We start from the raw sequence: 22426 nt of genomic DNA, 5'->3' as shown, positions 1-22426 counted from the left end.
GAGCAAGAGAGGCAACGGCCGGCGCAAGTCGAGGGCCCGGACCGCTGGGGCCGGCGAGGAGGGGCCCTGCGGGGGCAGCGCCGGTGGGGAGATGGACGGCGGTGTGGCCGGCACGGCGTCCGAGAAGATCAGCGGGTGATGAAGGTGAAGAGATCGTGGTCGCCCGTGAAGGTGAGCACCTCACCCCCCTCGTATTGAGATTGACCACGGGTCCAGGGCTCGCGCAGCTCACGCCGCAGGGACGCCGAAGAAGTAATAGCCCTTGCCCCAGAGCGGGAATTCATAGGTGCCGTACTCCCACCGGAAGGAGCCGCCGAGCGGGGCGACCATCTCCCGCAGCTCGGCCTCGGTGTAGACGCGGAGCGTGCTCACCACGCCGTCCCACACGCTGGCCGCCGCGGCGATCGGCGTCGCCCACGTGAGCCACGCCTTTGCGGCCCGGGATCGGCGCGTGAGCAGCGGGTTCGCGGCGAGCGCGGCGACGCCGACCGGCACCATGGGCAAGAACCCCAGCGGGTTCCGCTCGAACCCCTCGGACAGGAAGATGCCGGACGAGCCGCGCACCGCGTCCGCCAGGATCGCCCGCGCGAGCTCGGGAGAGAAATGGTGGAAGGCGTTGATCATCAGCCGCGCGCGGCCCTCGGCGAGCGCCCGCGGGATGCGCGTCGCGTCCACCGGCGAGGGCTCGAAGGCGACGAGCGACGGGTGCCGCGTGGCGGCTGCCGCCCACGCTTCCGGCTGCGGCAGGACATCGGTGAGCACGAAGCGCGGCGGCGTCGCGCCCGCGCGGACGAGCTCGTCGATGAGCACCTCCGACGGCCCGGCCGCGCCTGCGCCGAGCTCGATGACCTCTGTCGCCCCCGAGGCGGCGAGGAAGCCCCGGAACGGCGCGATCAGGCCGCGCAGCATGCCGCCCCACCGGATCGTCCGGCTCAGCGACTCGATGATGAGCTCGCGCAGCGGACCGGGAGACCACGGCGAATCGTTCCACTCGAAGAGCGAGAGGCGAGGGAGACCGCGCTGCATCGGTTCACCGTCGACCGCCGCGGGCGGCGGCGCCATCCTGAACGCATGAACTTCCTGCTTCATCGGCACCTCGCCGCGCGCGACCTCGGCTCGGTCGCCGCCGGCGCGGGCGCGATGCTCCCTGACCTCTGGCGCATGGCGGACCGGCGTGTGAAGCCCTCGCGCGCGCCCGAGCGCCCCGACGCCCCGACGACCTGCCTCGCCGAGGTGCTGGCCGGCATCGATCACCACGTCGCCCTCGACCGCTGGTTCCACGCCGCCCCCGTCTTCGTGGAGGGGGAGCGTCGCCTCTCCGAGGCGCTGCGCGGCGCCGCGCTCGGCGCGCCGCGGCTAGCGCTGTTCGCCCACGTGCTCTGGGAGATGTGTCTCGACGGCGCGCTCGTGCGCCGGACCGGCCTCGCGCCCCTGCTCGACGACCTCCGCGCCGGCCTCACGGCCATCGCCGGCGCGCCCACCGAGGCCGCCGCCTCGATCCATCATTTCGACCGGCGCGCCCCCTCCCCCACCGCCGCTCTCACCGATCGCCCCGCCTTCGAGGCGCGCCTCCGTCACATCTGCGACGAGCTCGCCCGTGGCCCCTGGATCGCCGGCTACCAGCACGGCGCCGGCCTCACCTTACGCCTCTCCGGCGTGCGCGCCCGCTTCGGCATGGCCCCCTTCACCCCCGAGCAGCACGACCACCTCGCCGCGCTCCTCGACACCCTCACCCCCCCCGCCGACGACGCCCTGGACGACCTCCTCCACACCGCCCCGCCCCGCGGCTAAGCCGTCCCCCCTCCCTCCCTCTGAATCCAGACGGCGCCCCGCCTCACTCATGCACGATGATCGTCGTGCCTTCGCCCAGTTCTTCGCCCGTATTGATGGCGTGCCACCCCGGCGGCACCGGGGGCTCGGTCCACAGGAACACCCGGTGGGCGTCGACGGGCGACAGGTTGATGCAGCCGTGGCTGCGCGGCGTGCCGAAGACGTCGTGCCAGTACGCGGCGTGGAGCGCGTAGCCGCTCGCGAAGTACTGGATGTACGGCACGTCCTTGAGGGCGTAGGTCCCCTCGCCGCGGCGCCGCGTGACGCCGTACTCCCCGTCGCCCTTGCGGGGGGCCGCCTTCTGGTCCGCCTCGGGCTTCGCCGCCGCGCTCGCGCCCGGCTTCTTCGACGAACGCTCCTTCGAGGAGCCGCCCTTGTCCGGCTTCGCGCCGCGCGACGCGGAGGGCGCGTCGGCGGTCGTGTCCGCGCGGCCGCCGACGCTCGACGACTCGTTCGAGTCCATCGTCGCCGTGATGTGCTTGTTGCGCATACGGAAGATGCCGCGCACCGTGGCGGTCGTGGTCTTGGGGTCGGCCACCCCCGCCTGACCGGTCGAGACCAGCGTGGCGTAGATGGGGCGCTTGCCCTCCCAGAGCACGAGCGTCTGGTGCGTGATCGAGACCTCGATCCACTTCTCGCCCTTCTCGGCGACCTCGGGCCACACGGACGGGGCGACCGCGAGCCCGACGTCCAGCTGGCTCACGTACCGCTGATCCTTCGTGCGGTAGTACTTCACCCCTTCGATCCGGCGCATCCGCCCGGTCAGCGGGACGACGTCGCGGAACGGGAGCTCCTTGCCCGGCGTGGCCTTGTCCCCCGGGATCTGGACGTCGCGAGCGCCCCGCGCCCGGACGAACGCGAGCGGCAGCGTGAGCTGCTCGTTCAGCTCGACGCCGTGCCAGGGAGAGCCCGTGTCGGGCTTCATCTTCGTGGCGGGCGCGAGCCGGAGATCGGTCGTGATCGCGAACCGCCGGTTCAGCGACTCCGGTCCGGTCGGGAACGACCCGATCAGCGACAGGCCGGTGAAGCGCCGCGCGCGATCGGCGAAGACCGCGTAGTCCGGCACCTTGAAGTCGCTGATGTTGCGGATGAGGCGCTTGCCGCCCTCCAGCCAGAACGGGATCGGATCGCTGTCCCCTTCCGCGCCGAGCAGGGCGCCCTCGCCGAGCTCGAGCGAGTTCTTCCCGAGGCCGAGCTCGCCGATCCGCTTGCCCGGCAGCGGCACGCCGCGCGCGTCGATCGCCACGTCGCTCGCGCCGAGGATGACCCGCTGCACGGTCGCCTTGTTCTCCTCGAACCACGAGAGGTGCTCGTCGAGCTTGAACTCGGATTTGCGCTGCTCGTCGGCGGTGGGCACGCGCAGGTAGAGCGGCAGCACGGCGCGGACGAAGGCGTACCGGTACGGGAGCGCGGCCGTCAGGTTCGGCCCGGGGCCGGCGGCCTTGAGGAGGGGGTCGTCGAGATCGAGCGTCGCGTCCTCGCCGACGCAGAGGAAGCCGCGGGGCTCGATCGCGTACCAGCCGCCCGGGCAGCCGGCGGTGCCGGCGGGCTCGGCGGCGCGGGGCACCCTGGAGCCGACGCGCAGGTAGCCGAGCTTCTTCGACGTGTCGCGTGGCTCCTTGTAGACGGTCGCCACGAAGCCGGTGATCCCGAGCAGCGGCTTGTCGCTCGGCGGCCACGCCGTCACCGTGGGCGCCGCGGGCGCCGGCTCCCCCGCGGCGGCCGTGAGCGCCGCGGCGGCCGCCTCCGCGCCCGCGTCGTCGGCCACGGCGTCCGCCGCCGCGTCCGCGGGCTTCTTGCACGCGCCCGCCCCGCACACCGCCGCCGAGAGCGCCGCGACGCGCGCGAGGCCAGCGAGGCGAGCGAAACGAAGAACGAGGCGCGCCGCGCGCATCGAGCGCGGCGCACAGCGAGGCTTCCCGGAAGACAGCAGGCCGCCCATGCGGGCCTACTTGCCAAAAACGGGGCGCGACGAAAAGCCCAAAACACCCGCCCGGCGCTCAGGCCAGGAGGCCCGGCAGCGGACCCGTGCAGTACGCGGGGTTGCCGAACGTCGACACGTCCACGCCCATCGCGTTGCACAGCGTCACGAGCAGGTTGTTGTGGGGGTCGCCTTCGTAGCGCAGGTACCTCCCGGTCCGGAGCGCTCCGCCGGCGCCGCCGGCGATCACGTACGGCATGTCGCGACGCGCGTGGCTCTGCCCCTGCGCGATGTCGGTGCACCAGAGGACGAGCGTGTTGTCGAGGAGCGTGCCCGTGCCCTCCTGGACGGCGTCGAGCTTCCCGAGCAGGTACGCGAGCTGCTCCGCTTGCCAGCGCCCGATGTCGATGAGCTGCCGCTGCTTGTCCTCGTAGCCCGGGCTCGAGTGCGAGAGCGCGTGGTGCGTGTCCGACTGGCCCAGCCAGGTGAACACCTTCCCGGCCTGCGTCGCGCTCCACTGGATGGACGCGACCCGCGTGAGATCGCAGGCGAGCGCCATCGCGAGCTGGTCGGTCTGCAGCCTCCCGATCGCCGGGAAGTTGTCGTTCGCGTAGACGTCGAGCGGATCGCCCAGCTCCGGCAGCGCGCACGTGCCGCCGAGGAGCCCCGGCGCGTCGAGGCGCTTCTCGATCTCGCTCACCGCGTCGAGGTGCTGCTCCAGCTTCTGTCGGTCCTCGCCGCCCAGCGTCCTCGCGAGGGAGCCGTAGTCCTCCATGACGCTGCCGAGCACCCGGCGGCGCAGGGCGCGCCGCCGCTCGAGGTCCGCCGGGTCGGCGCTGAGATCCAGGAAGAGCCGGTCGAACGCCGCGCGCGGGTCGTCCTCGGGCGGGACCGGCTGGCCCGGGCCGAGGTACGAGACGCGCGACGAGACGTTGGCGTACTGGACCTGGACGCCGAGCTCGAGCGACGAGAGCTTCGTGCGCTCCCCGAGCTTCGCGGCGAGGAACTGGTCGACCGAGATGCCGCCGCCCCAGCCGACGCGCGCGGCCGGGTCGCAGGCGTACGGGAAGAGGGTCCCCTTCTGGAGCTCCGTGCCCGTGAGGGCCTGTCCGATGCCCTGCTGGTGGGCATCGCCCGGCCCGTGGTGGGCGGACTCCATGTCGATGCCCTCGAGGACGAGCAGCTTGTCCCGGTAGGGCGAGAGCGGGGCGAGGATCTCACCGAGCTCGAACGACGTCTCGGTCCCGGTCGGCTGCCAGGCGTTCTTGACCGTGCCGAGGCCGGTGAAGAAGACGACGAACCGCTTCGGGAAATCGACGGCGCTCGCCGAGCCGGCCATCGCGTCGAGGAAGGGCAGCGCGAGGGCGAGCCCGCCGGCCCCGCGCAGGAAGGTGCGTCGGTCGAGGCGTCTCCTCGACGCGCGATGCCGCGCGGCGCCGCTCACGGCTCACCCCACGCGCCCGGGCCCCTGCGGCGGTAGCGGAACGCGTCCGTCTGGGTCAGCGCCACGAGCAGCGCCTTGATGCTGTACCCGCCCTCGGCGAACGCCTCCTGGATCTGGCTCATGCTGCACTCGTCCTCCGCCTGCTCGGCGCGGCCATAGCCGAAGCGGAACCACTGCGTCGCGACGCACTGGCGCACCTCGTCGCTCTCGGCGAGGCGGTGCGCGAGCTCCACCGCCCCGTCGAAGTGTCCATCCGTGCCGCGGCTCCCGGCGATCTCGCCGCTCGCGTCGACCAGGACGCCCTCGTCGACCTCGCGGTAGAGGCCGATCCCGTCGTAGCGCTCGAACCCGAAGCCGATCGGATCCATGAGCCGGTGGCAGCCGGAGCAGCTCGGGTCCTCCGCGTGGCGCTCGAACCGCCTGCGGGTCGGGATCCCGCCCCGCACCTCGGGTGGCTGGATGTCGATGTCGGGCGGCGGAGGCGGCAAGGTCTGACAGAGCAGCCGCTCGCGGACGAACTTGCCGCGGTGAACGGGCGAGGACTGGTTCGGCTTCGCGAGCACCGAGAGCAGGCTCGCGTGGGTGAGGAAGCCGGCGCGCTGCGCCGGATCGAGCGGCACGATCGCGAGCTCGCCCGGCGCCCCGGCGCCGCCCGCCGGGGCCGGGAGCCCGTAGAACGCGCGGAGCTCGGCGTTCATCAGCGAGTAGGGCGCCGTCAGCAGGGTCGCCACGTCGCCGGCCGCGTCCTCGAACACGACGTGCTCGAGGAACGCCTCGGTCTCCGCCCGGAAGAGCGCCGGGAGCCCGGCGTGGAAGCCCGGGTAGACCGCCGTGGCCTTGGTGAGCGTGTCGATGTTCGACAGCTGCAGCCATTGCGCATGGAAGTTCGCGACCGCGGCGCGGGCGCGCGGATCCTCGAGCAGGCGGCGGGCGTGCGCGGCGATCTGCTCGGCGGTGCGGAGCTCGCCCGCGTCGGCCGCGACGAACAGCGCGTCATCGGGCATCGAGCCCCAGAGCAGGTACGAGAGCCGCGAGGCGATCTCGTGATCGGAGAGCGGCACCACGCCGTCCCCGGCCGGGTCCGGCATGCCGAGCTCGACGCGGTAGAGGAAGTGCGGCGACTGGAGCATCCCCTGGAGCACGAGCTCGACGCCGGTCGAGAAGCCGTGCTCGTCGTTCCCCCAGGCGAAGAGCCGCGCGAACCGCTCGCTCTCCAGCGGCGTGAGGGGCCGGCGGAACGCGCGCTTGCCGAAGCGCGTGATGAGCTCGTCGGCGCACACCTCGGGCCCTTGCACCGCCGGGTCGCACCCCTCGAGGAGCCTCTCGAGATCCCGCGCCGCGCGCTCCGCGATCTTCTCGGAGGCCTTCATGAGCTGCTCGGCGAGGAGCGAGGTGACGCCGAGCGCCGCGGCCTGGTTGTTGAACCCGAGCGCCTCCTCCTCGATCACGAAGGCGTCCGCCGGCGCGCTGTCATCGCCGAGGAGATCCCGGATCGTGTTATTGTACTCGAAGCGCGTCATCCGACGGAGCGGCGAGGCGCCCGGCCGGATCTCCGCGCAGCGCGGGGGCTCGCCCTCCGTCCCGGCGCCGGGCCTGCCGGAGCAGGCGGCTGCCGCCGTCACGACGATCATCGCGGGCCCCAGCCAGCCGCCGGGGCCGCGCTTCGCGCGGGGATGCCGTCCTCTTGACCGATCCATCTGCCCCCTGCCTGGGACGCGCTGGTTTGCGATGCGTTGCGTTGCGGCGCCGCGCATCGCGCGACGACTTTTCTTACTCCATTGAAGCCAGTCGCGAAAGGCGGGCCGCGACGCGGCAAGCCTTCTGAATCCGGCTGTAGCGGAGTCTCCTAGCGACACTGCGTGTCGCTAGAAAGAATGCTCAACCCCTCGAAAGACGCTGGATTCTATTGTGACATCGCTTGTAGGCTCGCGCGCGTGCAAGCTCCCGTTGACGCCGCAGCCACCCCCCAAAGGCCCGTGCGCAAGCTCACCAGGTTCACCACGCTGTCTCTCTCTCTGAGCCTCTGCGGGAGGATCCTCCTCGGGCTCTCCGCCGCGACCGCAGCCACGTTCGCGGGTTCGCCCGTCGCGCTCGCCGCCCCCAAGGCGTCGAAGTCGATCGCGGTTCACATCGAGGGGCCCAACGCGGCTGCCATCCGCGAGGACATTCTCTCCTTCGTTCCTGAGACGCTGGAGGTCGTCGAGCCCGCCGCGTTCTCGAAGTCGCTGAAGGGCGCCGGCCAGACCAAGCCCGTCGGGGACGCCCTGGTGATCAAGGCCCAGCGGAAGAAGGCCCTCGACCGCATTCGCAAGGCCGGCAAGGCCGCGAAGGTGGAGGGGGTGATCTACGGCGTCTCGCGGACGAACAAGAAGAAGAAGAAAGAGGTCCACCTCGTTTACGTGGACGAGAGCGTCGGCGACCTCGAGGTGGACAGCGCGGTGCCGCTGGGCGGATCGAGGGACGACCGCAAGAAGGCGCTGGAAGACCTGCTCGGCCCGATGCTGGCGCAGATCGCGCCGCCACCCGCCGCCGATGAGGAGAAGAAGGACGGCGAAGAGGGCGACGGCGGCGACGGCGGCGACGGCGGCGAGGACGGCGACGGCGACGGCGACGGCGACGGCGAGAAAAAGGCAGACGAGGACGAGAAGGACGACGGGGGCGCGAAGCGCAAGCGCAACGACGTCCGCTCGGCGCTCTTCTCGGTCGAGCTCGGCCTCGAGTTCGTCGGCCGCTGGTTCGACTACTCCGATCCGCTCTCGCAGAACCTCCGGCCCTACAGCGTCTTCGGTCAGCCGGCGCTGTCGCTCTCCGGAGAGCTGTATCCGCTCGCGGGGACGGGCATCGCGGTGCTCAAGGGCCTCGGGATCACCGCCGGGTACGCGCAGGCGCTCGGCCTCAACTCGGCGGTGGGCGACGGCGAGCCGATCAGCACGACCTACCAGCGCATCAACCTCGGGCTGCGGCAGCGGCTGTCGATCGGCGAGTCGTCGGTGCTCGGGATCTCCGCCGGGCTCCGGTTCCTGACCTTCGAGATCGACGCGCCGGGGGCTCTCGCCAACACGGTGCCGAACGTCTCCTACACGCTCTTCCGGGCCGGCCTCGACGCGCGCGTGCCGGTCGGCCCGGTCGCGCTGGCCCTGGGCGCCGATTACCTGATGCCGCTCTCGTCCGGCCCGGTCTACGACCGGTTCACCGGGGCAAGCGTGCAGGGCATCGGCGCGACGGCCGGGGTCCTCATCCCCGTCGCGACCGGGATCGAGGCGCGGCTGCTCCTCGAATACGCCCGGTTCTTCTCGTCGTTCCAGCCCGAGCTCACCGACACCTACGCCGCGGGCGGGGCCACCGACCAGTACCTTGGAATTCGGCTCGCCGGGGCCTACATCTACTGAGAGTGAGGTAGCACGTGACGTTCATCGCTTCCCTTTACGGGCGCACCGCGCTCGCAGTCTCCGCGCTGATGAGCGGCGCCGCGCTTCTCGCCAGCTGCGCGGGGACCCTCGACGACGACTTCAAGGACGAGTACGCCGCCGGAGGCGACGGGGCCGGCGCCGGCGATGGCCAAGGCACCGGCCAGGCCACGGCGACGAGCGGCGGCGGCGGCGCCACCACCGCGACCACCGGCAGCGAGGCGGCGGCCACCACCGCGACCACCGGCGGCGAGGCGGCGACCACCACCGCGACCACCGGCGGCGAGGCGGCGACCACCACCGCGACCACCGGCGGCGGGCCGGATTGCGGCGACGTTCCGGCGCTGATCGTCGGCACGTGCAGCGGCGCAAACTGCCACGACGCGACCACGAGGGCCTCGGGCCTCGTCCTGACGGCGGGGTTCGAGACGATGATCAAGAACCAGCCGTCCGGGTCGTGCGGCGGCTCGGTGCTCGTGCCGGGTCAGCCGGACATGAGCTCGATCTACACGAAGATCACGGCCACCAATGAGTGCGATAACCGGATGCCGTTGGGCCAAGCGGCGCTCATGGACGAGCAGATCGCGTGCGTGCGCGACTGGATCATGACGCTCCCGCCGTGAGGAGCTGAGGGAGCGGAACGCCGCGGGCGGCGGCGCGGGCGGCGCATCGTTCCATCGACGAGCCCGCCTCGTTGGCGCCCCCTCGGCCAGACGCTACGCTCGCCGCAATGCTGCGCCGGCGCTCGTACTGGATCGCCGCGGCCGCTGTCGCCTACACGGCCTTCGCCGCGCTCCGGGCGTCCGGCGGCCACGGGCCCGCGTGGCTTGCCCTGCTCGGGCTGCCGGCGCTGCTTGCGCTCGGCTTCCGGTGGGTCGAGCGGCCGCCGCGCGGCGAGGACCGGATCGAGCCGGCCGCCCGCAGCGCCGCCGCCGTCTGCCTCACCGGCGCCGCGATGCTCGCCGCCGCGCGGAGCGGCCCCACCGGGCTCGCGCTGATCGCGCTCGGCAACCTCGGCGCCGCGGCCGCGGCGATGGCCGCCCTGGTCGGGCTCGCGCGCATCGCGGGCCTCGGTGGCCTGCTCGAGCCGCCGCCCAGCACGCGGCGCCTCGATGCCGCGGCGTTCGCCTCGCTCTTCTGGACCGTCGCGATCGCCCTGCCCGCCGTCTCGGCGGTGGCGCCCGAGCGCGCGGCGGACCTCGATCCGCTGCTCGTGCCCTACGCGACCTCCGCGGCGTCGCTCGGCTCGCTCACGGTGATGCTCGTGGCGATCGCGCGCGTCCGCATCGCGCGGCGGATCGAGCTCGGCGTCGCCGACCGGGTCGAGGCCGCGCTGCTGCTCTCGGCGACCGCGCTCGCTGTCGGCCTCGCGGCGGCCTTCGTCGGCGTCGCGCCGCCCGAGTCGATCCTGCCCGTCACGAGCGCCGTCGCGGCGGTCTGCGTCGCGTCCTGCACGGTGGCCGCGGACGCCGCGCAGGTCTCGCGCGCGCTCCGTCGCACGCTCGCGATCGCGACGCTCGCGACCCCGCCGGCGCTCCTCGCGGTCTACGCGGTGCACGAGGCGCCGCGCGGCGATCTCGGGCTCCGCGGCGCGCCGCAGTCGTCCGTCGGCGTCGCCGTGTTCGGCGCGTGCGCGCTCTGCGCCCTCGCGGGGCTCGCCGCGCCGGCCCTCGCGCGCCGGTTCGCGCCGGAGGGGGCGCGCTGGCTCGGCGCCTTCGACGCCGCGACGCGCGCGGCCATGAACCCGGAGCCGGAGGCGGCGCTGGAGACGGCGCTCGCCGCCCTGCGCGACGCGTCCGACGCGGGCACCGCCGGGCAGGCACCGCCGGCGCTGTACCTGCTCTCGCCGCCCGAGCGGGTGACCGTCGATCGCGCGGGCTACGCGCACACCGAGCCGGCGGAGGTGCCGGCGCGCCTCATCGAGCTCGCTCAGATCGAGCCGGAGCGCGTCCTGCGCGTCGAGGCGGCCGAGGCGGTCGAGGTCCGGCGTCCGGAGGTGCGCCCGCTGCTCGCCTGGCTCGCCGAGCGCGACATCGGCGTGGTCGCCCTGGTGAACGACGCGGAGGGGCCGATCGGGGCGCTCGCGATCCCGCGGGGCCGGCGCGCGTCGCCGATGACGCTGGAGGAGGTGAGCGGCCTGCGCGCGGTCGCCGACCGGCTCGGCGCGGTGATCGCTGTGTCGGCGATGCTGTCGGGGTCACGCGGCCGTGAGGTCGCCGCCCGCCGCGAGGCCGAGGAGCGCGCGGGCGACGTGAGGCGGCTCACGCGCGCCGTGACGCAGAGCGCGGGGCGGTTCCGCGCGATCGCGGCGCTGCTCGCGCGGCCGGCGCGGACCGCGGCCTACAGCCCCGCCGCGCGCGCGGCGATCGAGCAGCTGGAGCGGCTCGGCGCGACGGGCGGCCCGGTCACGCTGCTGACGGCGCCCGGGATCGACGCGGTGGCGTGGGGCGCCGTCGTCCACCTGTCGTCGGCGCGGGCGGGCGGCCCGCTGGCGATCGTCGACGGCGCGGCGCCTGTCCCCGAGGGGTTCGCGCAGGCGTTCGCGCAGGCGCGGGGCACCTCCTCGGAGCGCGCGGGCGGCGGCGCCGGGTCCTCGGGCTCGGAGGAGACGCCGCCCGCGCTCGCCCTGTGGCGCGATCCGGACAGCTCGCCGATCGAGGCGGCGAAGGGGGGGACGCTGCTCCTCCTCGACGCCCAGGCGTTGCCGGCCGAGGTGCAGAGCTACCTCGGCGCGGCGCTGCCGGACGACGTGAAGCTCGTCGTGGCGGTGCCTCAGACGGTCGACGCGCTTGTGGCGACCGGTCAGATGAGCGAGCGGCTCGCCGACCGGCTCGGCGACCGGGCGGTCGCGCTGCCCTCGCTGTCGTCGCGCGGCGAGGATCTCCGGGCGCTCTCGCTGGACCACCTCGCGCGCATCGGCGTCCGGCTGCGGGGCCGGCCGTTCGGCCTCGATCTGCGCGCGCTGCAGGCCGTGCTCGACCATCCGTGGCCCGGCAACGACGCCGAGATGGGCGCGGTCCTCCTCCGCGCGGCGCTCGTGGCCAAGGGCGACGTGATCGGCGAGAAGGAGCTCGCGGCGATCGGGTTCGCGCCGCAGCCCGAGCCGTCCTCCCAGGGGGACGGCGCCCGGAGCGAGCCGCGGCGCGCCCGGCGGCGGCGCGCGGAGAAGGCGGGGTAGCCGGGCGGCCGGTGCTGCGCGGTCCGCGTGGGGGGACGCCCGCCGGCGTGCAGCGCCGCGTGGGGAGCCAGCGCGCCTCCCCGCGCCGCTCAATAGAAGCGGTAGCCGAGGCCCACCGGCGCGGCGATCACGAGGCCGTCGAGCCCCTTCATGAGCGTCGGCCAGGTGCTCAGCAGGAGCGCGCCCGACGTCCAGCTCGAGCTCGGCAGATCCGCGAGCACGAGCGACACCTCGACGCTGCCGCCGAACGCGAGCGTCTCGACGAGCGCGGTCTCGGGGAGGCTGCCCTCGCGCGCGGTCACGTCGACCTCGCTCCGTCCGTAGTTGAGGTCGGCCAGCTCGGAGGGGATCTCCCCCTTCACGCCGGTGACCTTCGCTTGCTGCCCCACCACGCCGACGAGCCCCGTGAGGCCGAGCCAGAGACGCCCGAAGCGCATCGAGGCGGACGGGCCGCCGACGAGCAGGTAACCGCCGCCGAACCGGTAGCCGCCGAGCGCCCGGGCGCCGAGGTGCAGCTGCTCGGAGAGCGCGACCCCGACGAAGGCCTGGCCGCCGGCGAACGGCCCGATCGCCGGGTCGAAGCTGGCGTGGCAGACGTCGTCGTTGCAGGGCGCGATGAGCTCGCCCTCCGGGACGTTGTAGCTGTACGAATAGGCGCTCAGATCGCCGAAGCTGCCCGAGTCCATCAGCCCGACCAGCAGGCCGCCGGCTGCGCCGACCTCGAGCACGAAGCTGCCGGAATGTCCCGGCGAGGCGCCCTGGGTCGACTCCGGCTCCTCGGCCGAGGGAGGCGTCTCGGGCTGCGCGGACTCCTCCGGGCCCGCAGCGGCCTGCTCCGGCGCCGCAGCGCCCTTCCCTGATCCGGCAGCCGCACCCTTCCCTGGTCCGGCAGCCGCACCCTTCCCGGTCCCCGCTGCGCCCTTTCCAGGCCCCGGCGCTGGCGCGCCCTTCCCTGGCCCGGCCGCGCCCTTCTCCGGCGCCGCGGCCGCCGGCGCTGCCGCCTCCTTCGCGGACGCCTCCTCCGCCTGCGCGGGCACGGGCGCCGCCGAGCCGTCCTTGGCGAGGGCCGGAACCGCCACGGCCTTCCGTTCGCCCCGCTTGATCGAGACCGAGCCCTCCCACGTCTTTCTGCCGGGGGCGCTCGCGCTCACCTTGTGCGCACCGGGGTCGATCGGCCGGGCCTGGCCCCAGATCGAGCTGTCGAGCGGCGCCCCATCGAGCGTCACCTCGAGCCCCTCGACGGCGGCGGCCCGCGGCACGTTCACCGTGAGCCGCGGGAGCCGCAGCTCGAGCTTCGCTCCCCGCGCCTTGGCGTCGGCCTCGAGGCGCTTGTTGCCCTCCTTGCGGGCCGCGGCGCTGAGATCGATGTACTCGGACCAGGCGGTCGCGAGCTTGCCCTGCTTCTCGTGGCAGGTGGCGAGCGCGAGGAGCGTGGCCGAGCGCGGGCTCAGCCGGTAGCTCTCCTCGATCTTGGGTCGGCCGGGCCTGGCCCCAGATCGAGCTGTCGAGCGGCGCCCCATCGAGCGTCACCTCGAGCCCCTCGACGGCGGCGGCCCGCGGCACGTTCACCGTGAGCCGCGGGAGCCGCAGCTCGAGCTTCGCTCCCCGCGCCTTGGCGTCGGCCTCGAGGCGCTTGTTGCCCTCCTTGCGGGCCGCGGCGCTGAGATCGATGTACTCGGACCAGGCGGTCGCGAGCTTGCCCTGCTTCTCGTGGCAGGTGGCGAGCGCGAGGAGCGTGGCCGAGCGCGGGCTCAGCCGGTAGCTCTCCTCGATCTTGGGGCACGCCTCCGCGAGCTTGCCCTTCTTCATGAGCGCCTTGCCCTCGTCGAGCAGCGCCGCCGCCTGGGCGAACGCGACGTCCGGGCTCACCGCCAGCGCCAGCGCCAGCGCCGCACCGGCGATGCGCGCCCACGGGCGCCGCGCGCGCCGGGCCGCCTCCCGGAAGAGGCCGCGGCGGAAGGAGCGCCAGGGAAAAGAAAGCAGGTTCTCGGAGGTCTCAGCGTCTTGCCGGTTCAAACGGATCGTCGCTCCAGGCGAGGCTCGTGAAGAGGGGGCGGAGCGTATCACGCCCCGGTTGAACCGATCAAAACCGCGCGGCGCGCGGCGGGGGACGGAGGCGCACGGCTCACGCGGCCCCGGAGCGCTCGTCGAGCAGCTTGATCCCGGCGGCGACCTCGCTGGCGAACGACTCGGCGATCGCCAGGGCCTGACCGAACCGCGGCGGGACCTCCCTGGCGGCGCGGGCGAGCGCCGCGACGGCGAGGTCGTGGGGCTGGCGCAGGAGGACGCGGTACGCGAGGCTCCGGCCAGGGGGGGTCGCGACGACCGCGAGCGTCGAGGACGACCACGCGAACGGCGGGCTCTTCCGGGTGGCGGTCGCGAGATCCGTGAGCGGCGTGCGCGTCATCCAGAGGGCGACCGCGTCGGTGAAGTCCGGCGGGGCGAGCCCCGGGATGCCATGGCCCATGTCGGCCAGGCCGACGCGCCGGGTCTCGACCTCGACGTTGCGCAGCTGCCGCCACCGGAGCAGCCGCGCGGGCGGGCGCTGGCCGCGAAAGCTCGCGCGGCCCGTCCACCAGGCGACGAGCGCGTCCGTGCGAAAACAGTCGAGCACGCGCGCGAACGTCGCGTGCCGCGAGAGCGCTGTCGCGACGTCCGCCGGCGCGGGCACGAGCTCGCAGAGGTCGCGCACGCTCGCGAGCAGGCGGGGGTAGCGGCTCCGCGTCAGGACGCCGGCGAGCTCGTGGTTCGTGAGCTGGAGCAGATCGTTCAGCGCGGCCAGGAGCGCCCAGTCGGCGGAGGTGAGCTCCGGGAGCGCGTCGACCGGGGCGACGAGGCGGGCGACGCGGACGCGTACCAGATCGATGCGCGAGCCGAGGTCGCGATCGAGCACCGGCGCGCCGTCGCCGACGAGGAGCGCGAGCCGGACGCCGAAGGGACGCACCGGGTGGAGAGGGCCGCCGAGGACGAGCGGGGCGAGCACGTTCGCCTGGAGCTCGGAGAGGCGCTCGGCGATCGCTTCGGGCTCGGTCATTGGGGCGTCCGACCGGTGCCCGGCGGGAGCGCCCTCGGCTCGGCGCTCCCGTCGGGCGGGGCGAGGTCGCGCAGGGGCCGGATGCCGACGCCGCCGAGGACGACCTCGGGCAGCTCGGTCGCCAGCGCGGCCGTGAGGCCCGCGGACCGCGCGGCCACCGGCGACCACTGCTGCGCCTCGAGGAGCGCCGTCTCCAGGGGGACGAACGCCTCCTCGGGCACGCCGATCGCTCGGCCGTCGCGCCCGATGAACAGCGCCTGCCCGGCGGGGGCGCCCATCGCGCGGAACAGCACGCCGGGCGCGACCGCGGGGACCGCGTCGTAGCCGGCGGGGATGTAGAGGCCCGGGTGGACCTCCCGGAAGAACTCGCCGACCGGGATCCCCTCGATGCCGGTCGGGTGGCGGAGAAAGGCGCCGGCGGCGGTGAACGCGATGCGGGCGCGGCGCAGGGTCTCGGGGCCCAGCGCGTAGGCGACGTGCCGCAGCAGCTGCATCTCCTCCGGCCGGATCCACGAGGCGGTGACCGTCCTCCACGGCTCGGAGCTCGGGACGAGGCGGAGCGACAGCACCACCGACGCCGGGCGCAGGGCGTCGCCCTCCGGCGTCGCCCGCGCCACCGCGGGCTCGCGGCTGAGCTCGACCCGGGCGAACGCCGAGACGTCCCCCATCGCCGGCAGCTTCGCGATCTCCAGCGCCTCGCGGCCCTTGCCGCGGAAGAGCACGAGGCCCGCCTCGCTGAACACCGGACAGGCGCGGAGGTTGACCGGATGCCGGAACCCGACCTCCACCGCGGCGCCCGGCGCGACAGGGACGAAGTACCCGAGGCCCGGCGTGCTCGTGAGCAGCGGGACCATCCGGCCGGGGATGGCCGGTACGCGGAAGAGGTACCGGAGGACCGGGGCGTCGTCGAAGCTCGACTCCGGCGGCCACTCGCACAGGCCCACCTCGGCCTCGACGCTGCTCCGGGACAGGTAGCGGATCAGCGCAGGGCCGAGCCCCGACTCCGCGAGGAGCCAGCGGGGCCCAGGCTCGCGTCCGGCGGCCGGATCGAGGTGCGGCTCGAGCCGGAGCAGCAGCCCGCGCACGTCGAGGCGCCGCTCGACCTCGTACGTCTGCGAAAAGGCGTTGTGGTAGAGCGAGAGCGCCGCGTCGCTGGGCAGGATCTGCGGGATGTCGTACCCGAACGGCGCGGCGGCGTCGCGGTACTGGACGAAGTGCCGGCTCGTCCCGGTGAAGCAGTAGCCGCCGGCGAGCCGCGCGATCTCGGCGACGCGGTCGAGCCGGTCGCTGCTCTCCGCGGCGAACAGGAGGGTGACCTCCCGGGCGCCCAGCTTCGATCGCACGATCTCGACGACGAGCGAGCGGATGATGTCGCCGAGCGAGCCCTGCCGCGTGTAGAGCGCCAGGAAGGCGACGAGCCGATCGACCGACGGCAGGAGGACGAGCCCCTTGGCCCCGAGCGCGACGCCCTTGGCATCCAGCCCGAGGCCGGGCGTGCGCAGCCGGGTCTGGTGAACGGCGACGCGATCGAGCATCGAATGGCTCCCGACGTTAGCGCAGAGCCGCAGACCGTAAGAAGCGCATTCGGATCCGTCAAGCGAGGCCCGGCGCCACGCGGCGAGGTGAACGGCGCGCGCGACGCGGCGAGGTGAACGCCGCGCGCGGCTCCGTCGTGTACGGCGCACAGCGGCCGCGGAACCGCGCGCAGCGCGACCGCGACGCTGGAACTACCATGGACGACAGCGTAGTCTCCTTGGCCAATGCGCCCTGTCGGAGCACCGCAGGCCCACCCGGCCCGGCGCCATGAGATCGCCTCCCCGCCGCGCCGGGCGCCCCCGGCGCCCATCCCACGCATCACGTTGGCTAGCGCATGAACACCGCGCGCATCGAGCCCGCAAGGCCGCTCATCGCAGGCCGATTCCACATCGAGCGCGAGGTCGGCCGCGGCGGGATCGGCACCGTGCACCGCGCGTTCGACGTGCAGACCGAGCGGTGCGTCGCGCTGAAGCTGATCACCGCGCTCGGCGTCGACGCCGAGAGCCAGGCCCGGCTCTCCCGCGAGGGGCAGATCCTCTCGGAGCTCGATCATCCAGGGATCGTGCGGGTCGTGGCGTTCGGGACGCTGGACTCGAGCGCGACGGACGGGGAGGGGCGGCGGATCGAGGAGGGGGCGACGTTCATCGCGATGGAGTGGCTCGACGGGGAGGACCTGGCGTCGCGCCAGCGGCGCTCCCCGCTCTCGCTCCGCGACGGGCTCGAGGTCGGGCGCCAGGTGGCGAGCGCGCTCGCGGCCGCGCACGACGCGGGCGTCGTCCACCGCGACATCAAGCCGTCGAACATCCTCCTCCTGCACGGGCCGCCGGACGCCGAGATCCGGGTCAAGCTCGTCGACTTCGGGGTGGCGGCGTCGAAGGAGCTCGTGCTCACGACCGACGCGGGCGGCCTCGTCGGCACGCCGGCCTACATCTCGCCGGAGCAGGCGCGGGGCGACGCGACGGTGGACGCGCGCAGCGACCTCTACTCGCTCGGCGCGACGCTGTTCGAGCTGGTCGCCGGCCGGCCGCCGCACATGGGGCCGACCTCGATGGCGACCCTCGTGCGCCTGGCGACCACGCCCGCGCCGCGGCTCTCGGAGTTCCTGCTCGACGTGGTCCCGGCGCTCGACGAGCTGATCCACGCGCTGCTGCTCGCCGACCGGGAGCTCCGGCCGGGCTCGGCGCGCGAGGTGGCGGAGAAGCTCGCGGCGCTCGTCAGCGAGCCGCACCTGCCCACCCCTTCCCCGCTGCGCGTGAGCGACAACCCGCCGGGCGTGATGGGCATGCGGCTCGTGACCACCATCGTGGCGCTGCACGTGGCCACCGGCGAGGAGCGGCAGCGCGAGCTCGAGGCGCTGCGGCGCCGCGGGGCCGACGCGCTGCCGCTCGGCGCCGACTCGATCGCCGCCCACCTCGGCGTGCGGCAGGCCCACGGCGACGAGGCGTCGCGGGCCCTGGAGCTCGGTCTCGCGCTCGGCGATCGCGGCGGCCGCGTCGGCGTCGCCTCCGGCCGCATGCGCGTCGACCGGACGCGATCGGCCGGCGAGGTCGTCGACCGCGCGGTCGCGCTCGCGCGCGAGGCGGGCCCCGGCCGGGTCCTCGCGGACGCGACCACGGTGGAGCTGTCCCGCGGGCGCTTCCTGGGCGAGACCCAGGACAGCGGCGCCGTGCGGGTGCTCTCGCGCGCGCCGAAGCGGCCCGACGCGCAGACGCCCTTCGTGGGGCGGGACGCCGAGCTCATCACCACCGTCGCCGCGTTCGACCGTTGCGTGGAGGAGCGGACGCCGGTCGTGGTGAGCATCTCGGGACCGCCGGGCATCGGCAAGAGCCGGCTCGCGCGCGAGTTCGTCGCGCGCATCGCGGACCGGCCGGATCCGCCGCGGCGCGTCCAGCTGCGCTGCGAGTCGTTCGGCCGGGTGCAGGCGCTCGGCGTGGCCACCGACGCGCTGCGCGTCCTCACGGGGCTGCCGAAGGGCGCGTCGCTGGAGCAGGCCGACGACGCGGTGCGCGCGCGGCGCATGCTCCACGGCGACGGCGGGCTCCTCGCGCGCCTCCTCGCGAACCAGCCGTTCCCCGACGGGGTCGACCTGCGCGGCGCGCGCGACGCGCTGTACCTCTCGATGACCGACATCGCCGTCGGCGCGGCCTCGATCGAGCCGTGCGCGCTGCTCGTCGAGGACGCGCAGTGGGCCGACCCGGAGAGCGTCGCGTGGCTCGATCACCTCCTCGGGCGGGCGGCGGGCCGGGCGCTCTTCATCATGCTCATGGTGCGCCCGGCGTTCTGGCGCGACCAGGGCCAGCGCTTCACCGGCCGCGACCACGTGCGCGTGGAGCTGCGCCCCATCGCGCGCCGGGCCACGCGCGAGATCGCGCGGGCCGTCTTCAGCGCGGCCGCGGCCGCGCGGCCCGTCGACGACGCGACGCTCGACCGGGTCGCGCAGCAGGCGGCCGGCTCGCCGCTCTTCGCCGAGGAGCTCGCGCGGGTCATCGCCTCCGGCAAGGACGCGGCCACGGCGCCGACCATCGAGGCGGCCATCCAGGTGAGCCTCGACGCGCTCGACGAGCCCACGCGCGAGGCGGTGGTGCGCATGAGCGTCTTCGGCCTGTCCGTCTGGGACGTGGGCCTCGCCGAGGTCGGCGTGGTCGAGCCCGAGATCGCGCTGAAGAAGCTCCTCGCCGCGGAGCTCCTCGTCGAGCAGCCCGCGTCGCGCGTCCCGGCCGCGCGCGAGTTCCTGTTCAAGCACGCGCTCGTCCGCGACGTCGCGTACGCCTCGGTCGGCGACGAGCTCCGCCAGAAGCTGCACGCCGCCGCGGCGCGCTGGCTCGACCGGCACGGCGAGGACAGCGCGACGGTGGCGCAGCACTTCGACCTCGGCGGCGAGCACGAGGAGGCCGCGATCCGCTGGGAGGCCGCCGCGCGGCGCGCCCTGGCGACGAACTCGCTCCGGGACGCGGTCACCATGGCCGATCGCGCGCTCGTGTTCTCCCCCGACAAGCCGACGGGGTTCTCGCGCGCGGTCCTGCTCGAGGAGGCGTACTCGCGGCTCGACGCGCGCTCGCCCGATCGCGACTCGGCGATCCGGGCGATGTGGGAGAACGTCCACGACGAGGCGAGCGAGCTGCGCACGCTCACCGCGCGCGCCCGCTACGACCACGCGTGCGGCTCCGGGATGGACCTGGAGGGGCGCCTGACGGCGCTGCGCGACCGCGCTCGATCGATCGATCGGGTCGAGGAGGAGGCGCAGTGCTCGGCCACGCTGGCGCAGGTCCACGCGTTCGCCGGGCAGCTCGCGATGGCGGAGCAGGAGGCCGCGCACCTGCTCGACCTCGCGGCGCGGCGGGGCCTCGTCTGGGCGGCGGTCGACGCCTGGCAGACGCGCGCGGTCGCCCACCAGACGCGCGGCGAGCCCGCCGCGGCGCTTGAGGCGCGCCGGAACGCGGCGCGGGCGGCGCGCCGCGCGGGGCTGCAGGAGCGCGAGGCGATGCTGACGATGAACGTCGGCTTCGCGCTCACGACCATCGGCGCGCGGGCGGAGGCGCTCCAGGAGATCGAGGGGGGCATCGCGAGGGCGCAGGCGATCGGCAGCTCCGGGGCGGCGCGGCACGGGCAGATGATCCTGCTCTGCTGGGCGGCGACGTTCGGCCCCGAGCCGCAGCTCGACGCCGCGCTCGCGGAGCCGCGCGCGAGCGCGGACGAGGCCGCGGGGAGCATGTGGGTCGTGCGCGACCGGGTGACGCTCGGCATCCTGTTCTACCGGGGCTGCGAGCTCCTGCGCTTCGATTCGTCGGGCCTCGCGCGGGCGCGCTCGTTGCTGAAGAAGGCGACGGAGGCCTACCGCGTCACGGAGAACCGCGACGTCCTCCCCGTGGCGCTCGGGTTCTGCGCCGAGGCGGAGCGCCGCTTCGGCAACGCCGAGCAGGCCCGCGAGATCGCGCGCGAGGCGGCGGCGCTCGTCGAGGCGGGCGCGCCGAGCCTGCTCAACGAGGCGCCCATCTACCTCGCGCTCCACGACGCCTGCGTGGACATGGGCGACCTGGAGGGCGCGCGGGACGCGATGGAGCGCGCGATGCCGCCGCTCCTGCGCCGGCTGAAGGGGCTGGAGGGGACGCCCTACGCGAGCTCGTTCCTGCTCAACCTGCCGCAGAACTCGGCGCTGCTCGCGGCCGCCGAGGCCTACGGCTGCGTACCGCCGCCGCTCGAGGCGATGATGAGCGGCAAGCTCTAGGGCGCGCTCGCGCCGAACGTGGCGATGCGCGCCCGCGCCGCGCTGAACGTGGCGACGCGCGCCCGCGCCGCGCTGAACGTGGCGACGCGCGCCCGCGCCGCCCTCCGGCGGCTACGGCGAGCCAGCGGCCCCGCCCGTCACTTCCGGGGCGCGGCGCCGCCGCCCTGCTTGGGGGACGTCGGCTGCACCGGGCGGAGGTTGATGGTCAGCACCTCGTCGCGCGTGAACACCACGAAGCGCGCCTCCGGGGTGTACCCGTCGGCCGCGACCCGGATGCGGTGTCCGGTGCCATCCCGGCTGAACCGCGCGAAGAACGGGTTGCTGGGGAGCTCGACATCATCGAGGTAGATCTTCGCGTCCAGCGGCGTGGCGATGATCCGGAGCTCGATGAGATTGGCGACGACGGGCGGAGTGAAGGTGGGCGTCGGCCCGGGGCCGGTCGTGTCGACCGGAACAGGATCCGGCTCCGGCGACGTCCAGGGAAACAGCGAGATGACCGCCCACGTGCCGCCGATCAGCAGCACGGAGAGCACGGCGATCCCCGCGCTCCACAGCGCCTTGCGCCGGGTCGACTTGGCGTTGGCGACCATGATCGTCGGGATCGTCTGGCGGTTCGAGATGCTGTCCTCGCGCGAGCTGTCGTCGCCCAGCATCGGGTCCGCCACCGGCGCGGCGAACTGCTGCGACATCTGCGACATCGTCATGCGCTGGGACCACGGCACCGCGGCGCGCTCCTCGAGCACCGGCAGGACCTCGAACTCCTCCGCGCCCTCGCCCGCGACCGAGTGGAGCCGCCCGAGCTGGTCGCTGATCGCGGCCCGCACCTCGGCCCGGCGGTTCGCGAACGTCTCGCCGATGAGGCGGCCGATCTCGGCCGACGACGGGCGCCGGCCCATCGTCGCGAGGTAGGCCTCGACGTCCTCGCGCATCAGGGCCGCCGTCGCGTACCGGTCCTCGGGCGCCATGGCGAGGGCGCGCGAGCAGATCCGCTCGAGCGCTTCGGGTGCCGCGGGCCACCGCTCGCGCAGCTGCGGGATCTCGCCGAACGTGAGCCGCTGGAGGATCTGCACGTCGGAGAGATCTCCCCAGAAGCGCTCGCCCACGACGAGCTCCCAGAAGATGAGGCCCATCGAGAAGACGTCGGCGCGGCGGTCCACCATCGTCGCGAGGGCCTGCTCCGGCGCCATGTACCGGATCTTCCCCTTCACGACGCCGGTGCTGGTGTCCGCGTCGCGCGTCGCCCACTTGGCGATGCCGAAGTCGACGACCTTCGCCTGCCCGTCGTAGGTGACGAAGATGTTGTGCGGGCTGATGTCGCGGTGGACCACATGGAGCGGCTGCCCGTTGAAGTCCATGAGGTCGTGCGCGTAGTGCAGCCCGGCGAGCGCGTCCGAGAGGATCGCCAGGTAGACCGCGCGATGACGTGAGGGGTCGATCTTCCTGCAGATCCGATCGAGCGAGTGCCCCTCCAGGTACTCCATCACGATGTAGTACTGGTCGTCGATCTGACCGCACTCGTACGTCTGCACGACGTTCGGGTGGTTCAGCCGCGCCGCGAGCCTCGCCTCGTCGAGGAACATCGCGTTGACCTCGGGCTCGGTCGCGATGCCCGGCCTGAGCCGCTTGATCACGACCAGCTTCTCGAAGCCGAGCGGGCCGCGATGCGCAGCGAGGAAGACCTCGGCCATCCCTCCCTGCCCCAGCTTTGCGATCAGCCTGTATCTCCCGAAGCCTCTCGCGGACTGCACGGGGAGCCGGACGATCATCGATGACGAGGTCACAGCACCCGATCGTTCGTAAGGATTGCTGACTCGTCAAGCAGACTCATGGAGATATGCCTCCCGAGGACGC

13 protein-coding genes are annotated in these 22426 nt (G+C 74.0%); 5 read left to right on the top strand and 8 right to left on the bottom strand.

Going from position 1 to position 22426, the window contains the following annotated elements; all coding sequences use genetic code 11:
- Positions 1-228: 228 nt before the first annotated feature.
- Positions 229-1089, bottom strand: a complete 861-nt coding sequence (locus tag WMF36_RS15380) for a hypothetical protein (RefSeq protein WP_437580361.1) — start codon at positions 1087-1089, stop codon at positions 229-231.
- Between WMF36_RS15380 and WMF36_RS15375 the strand changes: the two genes are divergently transcribed.
- On the top strand, positions 1072-1791 hold the full coding sequence (locus WMF36_RS15375; RefSeq protein ID WP_437580360.1) for a hypothetical protein: 720 nt from the start codon (positions 1072-1074) through the stop codon (positions 1789-1791). The two genes, WMF36_RS15380 and WMF36_RS15375, sit on opposite strands and share 18 nt — an antisense overlap.
- Positions 1792-1834: 43 nt before the next feature.
- Here the strand turns inward: WMF36_RS15375 and WMF36_RS15370 are convergent, their stop codons facing one another.
- The 3 genes from WMF36_RS15370 to WMF36_RS15360 are packed head-to-tail and all read right to left on the bottom strand — an operon-like array spanning position 1835 to position 6826.
- Complete coding sequence (locus tag WMF36_RS15370) at positions 1835-3772, bottom strand: L,D-transpeptidase (RefSeq protein WP_437580359.1); 1938 nt, start codon at positions 3770-3772, stop codon at positions 1835-1837.
- Positions 3773-3830: 58 nt separating this feature from the next.
- Entirely contained in the window at positions 3831-5195 is a 1365-nt protein-coding gene (locus WMF36_RS15365; protein ID WP_437580358.1) for a DUF1552 domain-containing protein, read from the bottom strand.
- Positions 5192-6826, bottom strand: a complete 1635-nt coding sequence (locus tag WMF36_RS15360) for a DUF1592 domain-containing protein (RefSeq protein ID WP_437580357.1) — start codon at positions 6824-6826, stop codon at positions 5192-5194. Before WMF36_RS15360 ends, WMF36_RS15365 begins: the two co-directional genes overlap by 4 nt.
- 345 nt (positions 6827-7171) lie before the next feature.
- Here WMF36_RS15360 and WMF36_RS15355 point away from each other — a divergent pair, with 345 nt between their 5' ends.
- The 3 genes from WMF36_RS15355 (at position 7172) to WMF36_RS15345 (ending at position 11780) form a co-directional block, all read left to right on the top strand.
- Positions 7172-8584, top strand: a complete 1413-nt coding sequence (locus WMF36_RS15355; RefSeq protein WP_437580356.1) for a hypothetical protein — start codon at positions 7172-7174, stop codon at positions 8582-8584.
- Between the two features lie 14 nt (positions 8585-8598).
- Positions 8599-9225: a hypothetical protein gene (locus WMF36_RS15350; protein WP_437580355.1), complete on the top strand. Its 627-nt coding sequence runs from the start codon at positions 8599-8601 to the stop codon at positions 9223-9225.
- 107 nt (positions 9226-9332) lie between these two features.
- Complete coding sequence (locus tag WMF36_RS15345; protein WP_437580354.1) at positions 9333-11780, top strand: hypothetical protein; 2448 nt, start codon at positions 9333-9335, stop codon at positions 11778-11780.
- Positions 11781-11869: 89 nt separating this feature from the next.
- Here WMF36_RS15345 and WMF36_RS15340 read toward each other — a convergent pair whose 3' ends face one another.
- The 3 genes from WMF36_RS15340 to WMF36_RS15330 all read right to left on the bottom strand — a co-directional run bounded on the left by WMF36_RS15340 (position 11870) and on the right by WMF36_RS15330 (position 16349).
- On the bottom strand, positions 11870-13300 hold the full coding sequence (locus WMF36_RS15340; protein WP_437580353.1) for a hypothetical protein: 1431 nt from the start codon (positions 13298-13300) through the stop codon (positions 11870-11872).
- 605 nt (positions 13301-13905) lie between these two features.
- Positions 13906-14814 (bottom strand): hypothetical protein, encoded by a 909-nt coding sequence (locus WMF36_RS15335; RefSeq protein WP_437580352.1) that lies wholly within the window; start codon positions 14812-14814, stop codon positions 13906-13908.
- Positions 14811-16349, bottom strand: coding sequence for a hypothetical protein (locus WMF36_RS15330; RefSeq protein ID WP_437580351.1), 1539 nt, complete (start codon positions 16347-16349; stop codon positions 14811-14813). Before WMF36_RS15330 ends, WMF36_RS15335 begins: the two co-directional genes overlap by 4 nt.
- 335 nt (positions 16350-16684) lie before the next feature.
- Here WMF36_RS15330 and WMF36_RS15325 point away from each other — a divergent pair, with 335 nt between their 5' ends.
- The gene (locus WMF36_RS15325) at positions 16685-20575 is read left to right on the top strand and encodes a serine/threonine-protein kinase (protein ID WP_437580350.1); all 3891 of its coding nucleotides are present in this window, start codon (positions 16685-16687) and stop codon (positions 20573-20575) included.
- A 137-nt stretch (positions 20576-20712) separates the two neighbouring features.
- On the opposite strand, the gene WMF36_RS15320 is transcribed toward WMF36_RS15325, so the two are convergent.
- A complete protein-coding gene (locus WMF36_RS15320; protein WP_437580349.1) occupies positions 20713-22341 on the bottom strand; it encodes a serine/threonine protein kinase in 1629 nt (542 codons plus the stop codon).
- Between the last annotated feature and the right edge of the window lie 85 nt (positions 22342-22426).

Origin of the sequence: Sorangium sp. So ce887 (assembly GCF_051521455.1) — a bacterium.
Lineage (GTDB): Bacteria > Myxococcota_A > Polyangia > Polyangiales > Polyangiaceae > Sorangium.
This window is presented reverse-complemented; position numbering and strand designations above follow the sequence as displayed.